A 13,341-nucleotide genomic window follows, 5' to 3' on the forward strand; every position below is an offset into this window, starting at 1 on the left:
CAGATGACCTCTTCTTTCGTCATGTCCGGCGTGACGGCGGCCACGATGGACCCAACGGCTGGGCCGGGCTACGGCCTGATCCAAGACGCGGCGATCGTTGTGTCGGGGCCGAGGATCGCGTGGGTCGGCCCTGCGGCGGAGCTGCCCGCGGCGCATGCGGGGCTGGAGCATCGGCGCTTCGACGGGCGGCTTGTGACCCCGGCGCTGATCGATTGTCACACCCATATCGTGCATGGCGGCAATCGCGCGCGGGAATTCGAGATGCGCCTTGAGGGGGTCAGCTACGAGGAGATCGCGCGCGCCGGGGGCGGGATCGTCTCGACCGTCGGCGCAACGCGCGCGGCGTGCGAGGCCGAGCTGCTGCACACGGCGCTGGCCCGTGTCGATGCGCTGATCGCCCAAGGTGTCGCCACGGTCGAGGTCAAGTCCGGCTACGGGCTGGACCGCGAGACCGAGTTGAAGATGCTGCGCGTGGCCCGCGCGCTGGCCCGGCACCGCCCGGTCCGCGTGCGCACCAGCTTTCTGGGCGCGCATGCGGTGCCCAAGGGGGCCGATGCCGACACCTATATCGACGAGGTCTGCATCCCCGCGCTGAAGGCCGCGCAGGCCGAAGGGCTGGTCGATGCGGTCGACGGGTTCTGCGAGGGGATCGCGTTCGACACCAAGCAGATCGCGCGGGTTTTTGAGGCCGCTCAAAGCCTCGGCCTGCCGGTCAAGCTGCATGCGGAACAACTGAGCCATCAAGGCGGCACGGCATTGGCGGCGGAATACCGCGCGCTGTCGGCCGATCATGTCGAATACGCCAGCGACGCGGATGCCGCAGCCCTTGCCGCGGCGGGCAGCGTGGCGGTGCTGTTGCCCGGCGCGTTCTACACCCTGCACGAGAGAAAAATACCCCCCGTGCAGGCGTTCCGTGACCGCGGCGTGCCGATGGCCGTGGGCACCGACTGGAACCCCGGATCGTCGCCGCTGGGATCGCTGCTGCTGGCGATGAACATTGCCTGCACGCTGTTCCGCCTGACCCCGGCCGAGGCGCTGGCGGGGACCACGCGCAACGCGGCCCGCGCGCTGGGCCTGAAGGACTGCGGCGTGATCGCGCCGGGCATGCGCGCCGATCTGGCGGTCTGGGATGTCGCGGAGCCGGCAGAGCTATCCTACGGCATCGGCATCAACCCATCCCATGCCCGCATCTTCGCAGGTGAGACATGACGCATGCACTGACCCCCGGTACCACGACGCTGGACACGCTCGAGGCGATCTGGCGCGGCACGGAGCCGGTCACCCTCGAGCCATCGGCGCACGCCGGAATCGACGCGTCGGCGGCTATCGTGGCCGAGGCCGCGCAGGGCGATGTTCCTGTCTACGGCGTGAATACCGGCTTCGGCAAGCTGGCCTTGGTTCGGATCGCGCCCGAGGACACCGAGACGCTGCAGCGCAACCTGATCCTGTCGCATTGCTGCGGCGTGGGTGATCCGCTGGAGCCGGCGACGGTGCGGCTGATGCTGGCGCTGAAGCTTCTGAGCCTTGGGCGCGGCGCGTCCGGGGTCCGTTGGGACATCTGCGCGCTGATCGAGGCGATGCTGGCCGATGACGTGCTGCCGGTCATCCCGGTGCAGGGATCGGTGGGCGCGTCGGGCGATCTGGCGCCGCTGGCGCATATGGCCGCCGTGATGATCGGCGAGGGTGCGGCCCTGCATGGCGGTCAGCGTATGACCGGCGCCGAGGCGCTGACGCGGGCGGGGCTACGCCCCGTGGTGCTGGGCCCAAAGGAGGGGCTTGCGCTGATCAACGGCACGCAGTTCTCGACCGCCTGTGCGTTGACGGCTCTGTTCGACGCGCGCCGCGCGGCGCGGGCGGCGGTGGTGACCGCGGCGATGTCCACCGACGCGATCATGGGCTCTACCGCGCCGCTGCACCCGGCGATGCACAGCTTGCGCGGTCACCGCGGCCAGATCGACGTCGCCGCGGCGATGGCCGGCTTGCTGGAGGGCAGCCAGATCCGCGAAAGCCACCGCGAGGGCGATCCCCGCGTGCAGGATCCCTATTGCATCCGCTGCCAACCGCAGGTGACCGGCGCCGCGATTGACCTTCTGCGTGAGGCCGGCCGTACGCTGGAGGTCGAGGCGAACGCCGTCACCGACAACCCGCTGGTGATCACCGAGACCGGCGAGATCCTGTCGGGCGGCAATTTCCATGCCGAGCCCGTGGCGTTCGCCGCCGACCAGATCGCGCTGGCCGTGTCCGAGATCGGCGCGATCGCGCAGCGGCGGGTGGCGCTGATGGTCGATCCGACGCTGTCGCATGATCTGCCGCCCTTCTTGACGCCCGAGCCCGGGCTGAATTCCGGGCTGATGATCGCCGAGGTCACGACCGCCGCGCTGATGAGCGAGAACAAGCACCTGGCCAATCCGTGCTCGACCGACAGCACGCCGACCTCAGCCAACCAGGAGGACCATGTCAGCATGGCCGCGCATGGCGCGCGGCGGCTGGGGCGGATGACCGCCAACCTGTCGGTGATCCTCGGGATCGAGGCGATCTGCGCCGCGCAAGGCATCGAGGAACGCGCGCCGCTGGTCACCTCGGCGCCCTTGCAGGCCGCGCTGGCGCATGTGCGCGGGGTGGTGCCGCGGCTGGTGCAGGATCGCTATCTCGCCCCCGATCTGGACGCGGCAGCGGAGTGTATCACCAGCGGCAGCCTCGTCCATGCCGCCGGGGTCGAGGTGTCGGTATGACCACGATCGAGGTCAGCCGGGGCGATGGCCCGCTGGTGCTGGGCCTGCCGCATGCCGGCACGCATGTGCCGCCTGAAACCCTTGCCAGCCTCAACGAGACGGGGCGCGGCCTTGCCGATACCGACTGGCATATCGACCGGCTTTACGCCGGGCTGACCGGGGAGGTCACGACCGTGCGTACACCGCTCCACCGCTACGTGATCGACGTCAACCGCGACCCGTCGGGGGCGAGCCTTTACCCCGGGCAGAACACCACCGGGCTGTGCCCCCTGACCGATTTCGACGGCCGGCCGATCTACCTGCCGGGGCAGAAACCCGACGTCGCCGAGATCGAAGCGCGACGCGCCGCGTATCATTCGCCCTACCACGCCGCGCTGTCGACGGAACTGGAGCGGGTCAAGGCGCGGCACGGTTTCGCGGTGCTTTACGATTGCCATTCGATCCGATCGCGGATCCCGTATCTTTTCGACGGGACGTTGCCGGATTTCAACATCGGTACCAATGGCGGGGCCACCTGCGCGCCGGGGATCGAGGCGGCAACCCTGCGCATCTGCGAGGCCGCGCCGGGCTACACATGCGTGCTCAACGGTCGGTTCAAGGGTGGCTGGACGACGCGGCATTACGGCTGCCCGGATGCGGGCGTCCATGCGATCCAGATGGAACTGGCGCAGTTCACCTACATGACCGAGGCCCCGCCATGGGATTACGATCCGGCGCGCGCTGAGCCTCTTCGTACGCATCTGCAAGACATCCTCGAGACCCTCAGCGACTGGAGACCCGAATGAGCGATCCGCGCAAGAACACCCGCGACATCTACCCGCCGACCGGACCCGACCTGACCGCGAAAAGCTGGCAGACCGAGGCGCCCTTGCGGATGCTGATGAACAACCTGCACCCGGACGTGGCCGAGAACCCGCACGAACTGGTAGTGTATGGCGGCATCGGGCGCGCGGCTCGGACATGGGAAGATTTCGACAGCATCGTCGCCAGTTTGAAGGATCTGGAGGCCGACGAGACGCTCGTCGTCCAATCGGGCAAACCCATCGCCATCATCCGCACGCACATGGACGCGCCGCGCGTGCTGATCGCCAATTCCAACCTCGTGCCGCACTGGGCGACCTGGGACCATTTCAACGAACTGGATCGCAAGGGTCTGATGATGTACGGCCAGATGACCGCCGGGTCGTGGATCTATATCGGAAGCCAGGGCATCGTGCAGGGCACCTTCGAGACCTTCGCCGAGGCCGGGCGCCAGCATTATGGCGGCGATCTGAAGGGCCGTTGGATCCTGACCGGCGGCCTTGGCGGCATGGGCGGTGCGCAGCCGCTGGCGGCGGTGATGGCCGGCGCCTGTTGCCTGGCCGTGGAATGCAACCCCGACAGCATCGATTTTCGCCTGCGCACGCGGTACGTGGACGCGCAGACCGACAGTCTCGACGACGCTTTGGCGATGATCGAGCGTTGGACGGCGGCGGGCGAGGCGAAATCGGTGGCCCTGCTGGGCAATGCCGCCGATGTCTTCCCCGAGCTTTTCCGCCGCGGCGTGCGCCCCGACATGGTGACCGACCAGACCAGCGCGCATGACCCGACCAACGGCTACCTGCCGCAGGGCTGGGGCATGGCCGAGTGGCGCGACCGGCGCGAGACCGATCCCAAGGCCGTGGAAAAGGCCGCGCGCGCCAGCATGAAGGTGCATGTCGCGGCGATGGTGGATTTCTGGAACGCGGGCGTGCCCACGCTGGATTACGGCAACAACATCCGGCAGGTGGCGCTGGAGGAAGGGCTGGAGAATGCCTTTGCCTTTCCGGGCTTCGTGCCCGCCTATATCCGGCCGCTCTTTTGCCGGGGCGTGGGGCCGTTCCGCTGGTGCGCGCTGTCGGGCGATCCAGAGGATATCCACCGCACCGATGCCAAGCTGAAGGACCTGTTTCCCGACCATGCCAAGCTGCACACCTGGCTGGACATGGCGCGCGACCGGATCTCGTTTCAGGGACTGCCGGCGCGGATCTGCTGGCTCGGACTGGGCGAGCGGCATCTTGCGGGGCTGGCGTTCAACGAGATGGTGGCCAGCGGCGAGCTGAGCGCGCCGGTGGTGATCGGGCGCGACCACCTGGACTCGGGCTCGGTCGCCTCGCCCAACCGCGAGACGGAAGCGATGCGCGACGGCTCTGACGCGGTCAGCGACTGGCCGCTTCTGAACGCGCTTGTGAACACCGCGAGCGGCGCGACCTGGGTCAGCCTGCATCACGGCGGCGGCGTCGGCATGGGATTCTCGCAGCATGCCGGCATGGTGATCTGCGCCGATGGCACGCCCGAGGCCGCGCGCCGGATCAAGCGCGTGCTGTGGAACGACCCCGCCAGCGGCGTCTGGCGCCATGCCGATGCGGGCTACGAGGACGCGGTTGCCTGCGCGCGCGAACATGGCCTGCGGCTGCCGCGCATCCTCGGCTGAGGCGCCGGACACCACCGAAGTTTCAACGAGGAGACGACCGATGCAAAGACGTGACTTTCTGACGACCGGTGCCATCGGCACCGCCGCCACCGCCCTTTCCGCCCCCGCTCTCGCACAAGAGAGGCGCGAGTGGTCGCTGGTCTCGGCCTGGCCCAAGAACCTGCCCGGGCCGGGGGTCGCCGCACAAACGCTGGCTGACCGCATCACCACGCTGTCGGGCGGGCGCATCACGGTCACGCTCTACGCCGCCGGCGAGATCGTCCCCAGTGGCGGCGTCTTCGATGCCGTGTCCGAAGGCACGGCCCAGCTTTACCACGCGGTGCCGGCCTATTGGGGCTCGAAATCGAAAGGTATCCTGCTGTTCGGCTCGCAACCCTTCGGGCTGCGCGCCGACGAGCAATTCGGCTGGATGGCGCATGGCGGGGGACAGGTGCTTTATGACGAGATGTATGGCCGCTTCGGCATCAAGCCGTTCCTGTGCGGCAATTCCGGACCGCAATGGGCGGGCTGGTTCCGCAACGAGATCGCGTCGGTCGAGGATCTCAAGGGGCTGAAGTTCCGCACCACCGGCATCGCCTCGCAGATGGCGTCGAAGCTCGGCATGGCGGCGCAGGCGATGAGCGGCTCGGCGATGTTCCAGGCGCTGCAGACCGGCGCGCTGGACGCGGGCGAGTTCATCGGCCCGTGGACCGACTCGGCGCTTGGCTATTACCAGGTGGCACCCTATTACTACTGGCCCGGCGTCGGCGAGCCGTCCTCGGCCGAGGAATGCGGTGTCAACGCCGCGGCCTTCGCGGACCTGCCCGACGATTTGAAGGAGGTCGTCACGCAAGCCTGCCTCGGGCTTTATAACCCGGTCTGGACCGAATACACGACCAAGCATGCGCAAGCGCTGAAGACGCTCGTCGAGGAGCATGACGTCAAGGTGCACAAGCTGCCCGACGACGTGATCGCGGCGATGGGCGCGGCCGCGAAAGAGGTCATGCAGGAATACCTTTCCGACGATGACGAACTGGTGCGTCGCATCACCGAAAGTTTCATCGCGTACCGCGACCTTGTCGGCGGCTACATGACCTATGCCGATAATGGCCAGATGAACGCCCGCGCGGAGGTTTTCGGGTACTGAGCCGCGAGTGGTGCGCGGCGCAGGCCGCGCACCATGATCGATGAGGGACGGGGATGCTGGAACTGGCGACTGCGATCGACCGGATGAACCGCGCGGTGGCCAGCGGCGTGCGCTGGCTGGCGCTGCTGATGGTGCTGGTGCAATTCTGCATCGTGATCGGGCGATACGTGTTTGGCGTCAACTCGATCGCGGCACAGGAAAGCGTCCTTTACATGCATGCGACGCTGTTCATGCTGGGAGCGGGGTTCACGCTTCTGGTGGATGAACATGTCCGCGTCGATGTCTTTTACGCCAAGGCGAGCCGGGCGGTCCGGCGATGCATCGACATCTTCGGTCATCTGTTCCTGTTGATGCCGTCGATGAGCGCGCTGCTCTACTGGTCGTGGCCCTCGGTGCGGAATTCGTGGAAGATTCTCGAAGGCCCGATCTCGGTTGGCGGGATCGAGGCGGTGTTCCTGCTGAAATCCCTGATCCCGGCCTTTTGCGTGCTGATCCTGCTGCAATCAGTGTCGCTTGTGATCCGCCTTGTCGTTTCAGAGGTCGATGAATGACCGATTATCTCGACCTGATCATGTTCGCAGCATTGATGATTGCGATCCTGTCAGGATTTCCGGTGTCGTTCAGCATTGCCGGTGTCGCCGTGGCGTTCGCCTATCTGGGCTGGATGCTGGGCGAGATGAACGTGACGCTTCTGGGGGCGCTCGGGCAGCGGGTGTTCGGGCTGATCGGCAATACGGTTCTGATCGCCATCCCGGTCTTCGTCCTCATGGGCGCCATCCTGGAAAAGAGCAAGATCGCCGAGGATCTTCTCGACACGATGGGGCGCAGTTTCGGCCGGCTGCGCGGCGGGCTCGGCCTGTCGGTGGTGCTGGTCGGCACGCTGCTGGCGGCCTCGACGGGCATCGTCGGGGCGACGGTCGTCGCCATGGGGATGATCGCGCTGCCCACCATGCTGCGCGCGGGCTACAACCCTGCGGTGGCGTCGGGGATCGTGTGCACCGCGGGCACGCTGGGGCAGATCATCCCGCCCTCGACGCTGCTGATCATCCTTGCCGACGTGATGTCGAACGCCTACCAACAGGCGCAGTACGAGCAGGGCAAGTTCTCGGTGGAGACGCTGTCGGTGGGGCAGTTCTTCGCCGCCGCCATCCTGCCGGGGCTGCTGCTGGTCACGCTTTATCTGTGCTACATCGTTGTCCGCGGTGCACTGCGCCCGCAGGACATGCCGCCCGCCGATCCCGGGCTGGCCGCCCCCGGCCTGCGCGAGGTTCTGGCGGCGATCCTGCCGCCGGTGCTGCTGATCTTCGCGGTGCTGGGGGCGATCCTTTTCGGCGTCGCCACGCCGACAGAGGCCGCGTCGGTGGGTGCGATCGGCGCGCTGCTGATGGCCGGGCGCCGGACCGGCCTCTGTCGGCGGCTGATCGTGTTCGGGGCCGGGGCACTGATCGTTCTGGCCCTGATGGCCGGGGCCTTTCCCGTGCGCCTGCAACGCAGTGATATCGGCCCGGCCGACTGGGCGCTAGGCGGGCTTTACGCGGGTCTTGCTGCCGGCGGGCTGATCGCGGTCGGCCTCGCGCTGCGCGCCGGGATCCGGACGGGGATCATCGAGGAGGCGTTGACGTCCACGCTGACCATGACCGCGATGATCTTCGCCACGATTCTTGCGGCGGGGGTGTTCTCGCTGGTCTTCGTCGGGCTGGGCGGGGAAGCGCGCGTGGCAAACCTGCTGGACGACCTGCCCGGCGGGCCGGGGGGCGCGTTGCTGTTTGTGATGATCTTCGTGTTCATCCTCGGGTTCTTCCTGGACTTCGTCGAGATCTCGGTCATCGTTTTGCCGCTCGTCGCGCCCGCGCTGATCGTGATGGGCCACGATCCGATCTGGCTGGGCGTGCTGCTGGCGATCAACCTGCAGACAAGCTTCCTGACGCCGCCCTTCGGGTTCTCGCTGTTCTACCTGCGCGCAGCGGCGCCCGACGAGATCACCACCGGCCAGATCTATCGCGGCGTGGTGCCCTTCATCGGCCTGCAGGCGATCGGGATCGGGCTGATCTGGGCGCTGCCGTCGTTGGCCACATGGCTGCCGGATGTCCTGTTCTAGAAAGCGTCGCGGTCAGTCTCAGCCGCCCGGTTCCGGGTGCCATGTCCCTGAGCTTAGGTGTCACGACCGGCGCGGAGCCGGAGGCGCGGCACGCATTGTCGCAAGCCGCTGAAGATCCCTATATCGCGAAGGACGGGAAAACACATTTGCAGGGCGGCGCGGCCGATCAGGCCGTGTCATTGCGCGGCCCGTCTTCCTTGATGGACGGGCCAGCTCCGAGCATGGAGGTGCAGGACGATGGCAGAGAACACCGCGGGCGATCAGACGGACGAGCATCGCGAGGGCGTGCACGCGAAACCCTCGACCTCGGTCATTTTCGACGTGATCCGGCGTGAGGGTGAAAAGGAGCTGGCGCGTCCGTCCAGCGCCAACTGGTGGTCCGGTATCGCCGCGGGACTGGCGATCAGCACCTCGGTCCTGTGCACCGGGTTTCTCGTTTCGATCCTGCCCGAGGCGCGGTGGACCGACGGCATCTCGAATCTCGGCTATACCGTGGGGTTCCTGATGGTGATCCTCGGACGGATGCAGCTTTTCACCGAGAAGACGATCACCCCGATCCTGCCGCTGTTCCTGGCGCCGGGATTCAGGCAATTGTGGCGTATCATCCGGTTGTGGGGCATCGTCTTTGCCGCGAACCTTGTCGGGTGCGCTGCCGCCGCCTGGGTGCTTGCGCACGGGCACATCGTGCCGGCCGACCGGTTCGCGGGCATCCTCGCGGTCTCGCGCGACTTTGCCGCGGCCACGCCGGTTGAGCATTTCGCACGCGGCATCCCGGCGGGCTTCATCGTGGCGGGGCTGGTCTGGCTTCTGCCCCGGATGAAAAGCGCGGGCGAGGTCATGATCATCGTGATCCTGACCTACATGATCGGACTGGGGGACATGTCGCATGTCGTGGCCGGTGCGACCGAGCTTTTCATCCTGACAGCACTCGAAGAGCTTGAACTCGTCACGGCCTTCGTCGACGGCATCCTGCCGGCGCTCGCGGGCAACATCCTGGGCGGGACGGGCATCTTCGCGGCGCTTGCCTATGCCCAGGTGCGCGAGGAGATCTGAGCGGCCCGCGGTGACGGTCTACTCGGCGGCGTCGGCGGGTCTGTCGGATTTGTCCGGCTTGCCGGGCTTGTCGGGCAGTAGGCGTTGCGGGTCTATGCCGCGGGTCTCGGCACTGGTGCGCACGGCTTTCTGCAGGGCGGTGCTGCGCGCCAAGAGCCGGCGGAACCGCGCCTCGTCGAGTACCAGAAGCGTCGAGGGGGCGATCGCGCGCACCTCGGCGGGGCGGGTGCGGTTCATCAGGATCGCCATCTCGCCGAACATCTCGCCGCGCCCGAAGCGCCAGGTCTGGCTGGCGGTTTCCACCTCGACGGCGCCCGACGAGATGAAGAACACGCTTTTCGCGGCGCTGTCCTTGCGGATGATGATGTCGCCGGCATTGACGTAGCGGGTTTCCAGCGCCCGCCCCAGACGCTTGATCGCGGCGTCGTCGAGATCGGCGAAGAGCGGGAACTGCCGCACGAGCTCTGTGCGTTGCAGCGCGATGTCGAGGCGCGGGCGTTCCTCAGCGGCGGCGCGGCGCGCCGCGAGATCCTCCATCAGCGCGGTATACACCTCGGCGCCGATCAGTCCGTCTTCGCGCATCGCGGTATATTCGCGTTCCTCCAGCCGCAGCGCGGTGCGGCGGATGAAGCGGCGCTGAAGTTTCTCGGCATAGCCGGGATATTGCAGGCGCAGCCCCTCGAGCGCGGTCTCGACCGCCTCGATCCGGCGCGACAGCAACTCGTGCAACAACTCTGCCACGCGCCGGCCGTGGATCCGACGGATACGCCCGTCGATGAAGGTGCCCAGATCGCGCAGGATCAGGCGTTGTGACAGCAGGATCTCGAACCGGTCGGCGGTCATCCGCGCCAGCGGCGCCGATAGCCCCAGCCGCCGGTGCAGCACGACGGCGGCGCGGAAGGCGCGGCCATAGGCGACACTGCGCCGCGCCGCGCGCTGGTAGCCGCTGCGGCCCTGCGATCGCGCGCCCTCGATCAGCCGGTCGGCATCCGACAGGACCTGTTCGGTCATCCGCGCCGAGATCGTCCGCTCGCGCACGCGTACCAGGATCGTGTCGCGTTCGTGCCCTGCCAGCGCGATCAGCCCCAGCGTCACGCGGTCACGATTGACGATGTCGGCGCTGTCTTCGGCCTGTTTCACCGCGACATCCAGACGGTCGCCGAAACGCTTGGCCTCGGACCGCACGATGTCGCGATCGAGATCGTAGTTTTCCGTGGTGCGCGCCACGTCCTCGCGCACGGTCTGCAGCGCCACGGCGACGACCTGTCGCGACAGCGCCTGATCGATCCGCGACAGCCGGTCGAGCCCGAGCCAGCCGATGATCGTGCGCAGCGTCGTGCCCTGCACCAGCAGCGTGAACAGCGTGAACCCGGTGGCGAGGATGCCGACCACGCGCTGGATGTCGTCGGGCACCCGGAAGCTTTCGGTCACCGCCAGCGCCAGCGCCAGCGTCACTGCGCCGCGCAGGCCGCCCCAGAGGATCGCGACGCGGTAGGGACGCTCGATCGCCGGCGAGATCCGGATCATCGTCAGCATTGGCAGCACCGCGAAGAGGATCACCACGCGCGCCGCGATGGCCGCGAGGATCACCACGCCGATCAGCACGAAATCCTCGATCCGGACCTGTTCCAGAAGCCGCGGGATCAGCAGTGCTGCGAGGATGAAGATCAGCGCCCCCGACCAATGCGCCAGCAACCCCCAGACCTCGCGCAGGTTGGTCCAGGCCTGCGGCGGCAGACGCCCCGGCCCGGTCAGGTTCAGCGTCAGGCCCGCGGCCACGACGGCGATCACCCCCGAGGCGCCGATGCTCTGCTCGGCCCCGATATAGGCGAGGTAGGGCAGCGCCACCGAGATCGAGATGATCGCCAGTTCATGCCCGCGGAAAAGCGCCATGATCCAGACCGCGACCCGCGCCGCGAGCCAGCCGGTGAACATGCCGCCGCCAATCAGTAGCGGAAACCGCGCCAGCGCGTCGCCAAGGCTGGGATCCGGGACGCCCAGCATCACGAAGCCCATGAACAGACCGAAAAGCGCGATCGCCGCGGCGTCGTTCAACAGGCTTTCGCCCTCGATGATCCGCGCCAGCCGGCGCGGCGCTGAGATCGACCGGAAGATCGAGACCACCGCCGACGGGTCGGTGGTCGACACGATCGCGCCGATCAGCAGGCAGGCCGCCAGCGGCAGCGTGCTGGCCCAGGCCAGCGCGTAGCCCACGCTGAGCGTCGCGACCACCACAGCCACGACCGCCAGCACGAGGATCGGCACCCAGTCGTCGAGCATCCGCCGCAGGTTCATGCCAAGGGTGGCCTGGAACAGCAGCGTCGGAAGGAACACGTAGAGGAACACGTTGGACCGTATCGGTATCCCGAGGATCGCCTCGGCCACGGGGTTGAGCGCGTCGGTCAGCTCGGTGCGCTGGAAGAAGATCGCGCCGGCGCCGATCAGGATGCCCAGGGTCGCGAGGATGACGCTGTAGGGCAGCCGCAACCGCGCCGCCAACGGCTCGGCGATGCCGATGACGAGGAAGAGCGCGGCGATGAAGGTGGTTATCAGCACGATGTCCATAGCCTTGAAATACCACAAGGATCGGTGGGTGCATGGACAAAAATGATCCTGCGGCGCTGCCGCGGCGAAATTTTGGCACCCCGGCCCGGTTCTTGACCGCAAGCCCCCAAGGCGCGGCACGCTGTGGACCCGCTCGGCGATTTCTGCCAACATCGACGGATTGCGAAAGAGAGAGGGCGACCCGGATGATCGACCTTTACACATGGGGCACGCCCAACGGGCGCAAGGTCTCCATCATGCTCGAGGAACTGGGCTGGCCCTACACCGTCGTGCCGATCGATATCGGCAAGGGCGCGCAGTACGCGCCCGAGTTTCTCAAGGTGTCGCCGAACAACAAGATCCCCGCGATCCTCGACCATGAGACCGGGCTGCCGCTGTTCGAGTCCGGCGCGATCCTCGTCTATCTTGCCGAACGCAGCGGGCGCTTGCTGCCCACGGAGACTGGCGCGCGCATGGAGGTCATGCAGTGGCTGATGTGGCAGATGGGCGGCTTCGGGCCGATGCTGGGGCAGGCGCATTTCTTCCTGCACTTCAACAAGGGGCTGTCGCAGCCCGCCGAAGACCGCTTCGCCGGCGAGACGCAGCGACTTTACGGCGTGCTCGACCGCCATCTTGCGGACCGCGCCTATCTGGGTCCCGACTATTCGATCGCCGACATCGCGACCTTCCCGTGGGTGGCGCGCCACACGTGGCACGGGGTCGATCTGACGGCGTTTCCCAACGTGCTGCGCTGGTACCGCGAGCTTGCCGCACGTCCCGCGGTGCAGCGCGGCTACCAGATACCCGACGATGTCGGGCCGATCCCGATGCCGCAGTGATCCCTGCGTATGCAAAAGACGCCGTCGATGATCGCTTCAAGAATGAACCTTGCCGGGACTACCAGATAGCAAAAAGCTCGGAAGGTAAGAAATGACCACAGGAAACCCGTTGAACCGTTTTCGACAGAGGTGTCGGCACGCGCGGTGCGTAGGGTTCTGGAGAACGAAGCGAATTGCAAATCTGGATGCGGTGGCACCACGCGGCGCGGCTGGGTGAAGAGACAGGCTGTCAATGACGGCGACTATGACGGGCCGACACGATCTAAGAGCCTGATCGGAAATGAGTTGAGTGAATTCAGCAGGTTGTGATTCTGTTCAGGTGTCGAAGCTGAACGGAGATCACGATGGCCTGGACCGAACTCACCCGCGAACAGCATATGCGCACGGCGATAAGATATCCAGGCGATTTGCCGGATGCGGAGTGGGCCGTCATTGGCCCGCGTCTGCCCGGCCCGAACAGGCTGGGGCGTCCGCGCACCGTTGACCTGCGCCGCGTC

The 13,341-nt window shown here is 67.0% G+C and carries 10 protein-coding genes and 1 pseudogene; 10 read left to right on the top strand and 1 reads right to left on the bottom strand.

Annotated features, from left to right (window positions below; all coding sequences use genetic code 11):
- The first annotated feature begins 3 nt into the window (after positions 1-3).
- The 8 genes from hutI to V8324_RS15225 all read left to right on the top strand — a co-directional run bounded on the left by hutI (position 4) and on the right by V8324_RS15225 (position 9,461).
- Positions 4-1,209: an imidazolonepropionase gene (hutI, locus tag V8324_RS15190; RefSeq protein WP_336420774.1), complete on the top strand. Its 1,206-nt coding sequence runs from the start codon at positions 4-6 to the stop codon at positions 1,207-1,209.
- Positions 1,206-2,732, top strand: coding sequence for a histidine ammonia-lyase (gene hutH, locus V8324_RS15195; protein ID WP_336420775.1), 1,527 nt, complete (start codon positions 1,206-1,208; stop codon positions 2,730-2,732). The genes hutI and hutH overlap by 4 nt, the downstream gene beginning before the upstream one ends.
- On the top strand, positions 2,729-3,517 hold the full coding sequence (hutG, locus tag V8324_RS15200; protein ID WP_336420776.1) for an N-formylglutamate deformylase: 789 nt from the start codon (positions 2,729-2,731) through the stop codon (positions 3,515-3,517). Before hutH ends, hutG begins: the two co-directional genes overlap by 4 nt.
- The gene (gene hutU / locus V8324_RS15205; protein ID WP_336420777.1) at positions 3,514-5,184 is read left to right on the top strand and encodes a urocanate hydratase; all 1,671 of its coding nucleotides are present in this window, start codon (positions 3,514-3,516) and stop codon (positions 5,182-5,184) included. Before hutG ends, hutU begins: the two co-directional genes overlap by 4 nt.
- A gap of 40 nt (positions 5,185-5,224) precedes the next feature.
- Positions 5,225-6,310, top strand: coding sequence for a TRAP transporter substrate-binding protein (locus V8324_RS15210; protein WP_336420778.1), 1,086 nt, complete (start codon positions 5,225-5,227; stop codon positions 6,308-6,310).
- A gap of 53 nt (positions 6,311-6,363) precedes the next feature.
- A complete protein-coding gene (locus V8324_RS15215; protein ID WP_336420779.1) occupies positions 6,364-6,861 on the top strand; it encodes a TRAP transporter small permease subunit in 498 nt (165 codons plus the stop codon).
- A complete protein-coding gene (locus V8324_RS15220) occupies positions 6,858-8,408 on the top strand; it encodes a TRAP transporter large permease (RefSeq protein WP_336420780.1) in 1,551 nt (516 codons plus the stop codon). Before V8324_RS15215 ends, V8324_RS15220 begins: the two co-directional genes overlap by 4 nt.
- Positions 8,409-8,645: 237 nt before the next feature.
- Positions 8,646-9,461: a formate/nitrite transporter family protein gene (locus V8324_RS15225; protein WP_336420781.1), complete on the top strand. Its 816-nt coding sequence runs from the start codon at positions 8,646-8,648 to the stop codon at positions 9,459-9,461.
- Between the two features lie 18 nt (positions 9,462-9,479).
- Here the strand turns inward: V8324_RS15225 and V8324_RS15230 are convergent, their stop codons facing one another.
- Positions 9,480-12,026 (bottom strand): cation:proton antiporter, encoded by a 2,547-nt coding sequence (locus tag V8324_RS15230; protein WP_336420782.1) that lies wholly within the window; start codon positions 12,024-12,026, stop codon positions 9,480-9,482.
- Between the two features lie 185 nt (positions 12,027-12,211).
- On the opposite strand from V8324_RS15230, the gene V8324_RS15235 reads away from it, so the two are divergent.
- Positions 12,212-12,844 carry a glutathione S-transferase family protein gene (locus tag V8324_RS15235; RefSeq protein WP_336420783.1) on the top strand — a complete coding sequence of 211 codons (633 nt, stop codon included), beginning with the start codon at positions 12,212-12,214 and terminating at the stop codon, positions 12,842-12,844.
- A gap of 344 nt (positions 12,845-13,188) precedes the next feature.
- Positions 13,189-13,341, top strand: a pseudogene (locus tag V8324_RS15240) (IS5/IS1182 family transposase); the annotation flags it as partial.

It is taken from the genome of Roseovarius sp. D22-M7 (assembly GCF_037083785.1).
Lineage (GTDB): Bacteria > Pseudomonadota > Alphaproteobacteria > Rhodobacterales > Rhodobacteraceae > Roseovarius.

Excerpts from the sequence above, each read along its gene's own strand:
- hutI (WP_336420774.1), top strand. The coding sequence starts at position 4 with ATGACCTCTTCTTTCGTCATGTCCGGCGTGACGGCGGCCACGATGGAC.
- hutH (WP_336420775.1), top strand. The coding sequence starts at position 1,206 with ATGACGCATGCACTGACCCCCGGTACCACGACGCTGGACACGCTCGAG.
- hutG (WP_336420776.1), top strand. The coding sequence starts at position 2,729 with ATGACCACGATCGAGGTCAGCCGGGGCGATGGCCCGCTGGTGCTGGGC.
- hutU (WP_336420777.1), top strand. The coding sequence starts at position 3,514 with ATGAGCGATCCGCGCAAGAACACCCGCGACATCTACCCGCCGACCGGA.
- V8324_RS15210 (WP_336420778.1), top strand. The coding sequence starts at position 5,225 with ATGCAAAGACGTGACTTTCTGACGACCGGTGCCATCGGCACCGCCGCC.
- V8324_RS15215 (WP_336420779.1), top strand. The coding sequence starts at position 6,364 with ATGCTGGAACTGGCGACTGCGATCGACCGGATGAACCGCGCGGTGGCC.
- V8324_RS15220 (WP_336420780.1), top strand. The coding sequence starts at position 6,858 with ATGACCGATTATCTCGACCTGATCATGTTCGCAGCATTGATGATTGCG.
- V8324_RS15225 (WP_336420781.1), top strand. The coding sequence starts at position 8,646 with ATGGCAGAGAACACCGCGGGCGATCAGACGGACGAGCATCGCGAGGGC.
- V8324_RS15230 (WP_336420782.1), bottom strand. The coding sequence starts at position 12,026 with ATGGACATCGTGCTGATAACCACCTTCATCGCCGCGCTCTTCCTCGTC.
- V8324_RS15235 (WP_336420783.1), top strand. The coding sequence starts at position 12,212 with ATGATCGACCTTTACACATGGGGCACGCCCAACGGGCGCAAGGTCTCC.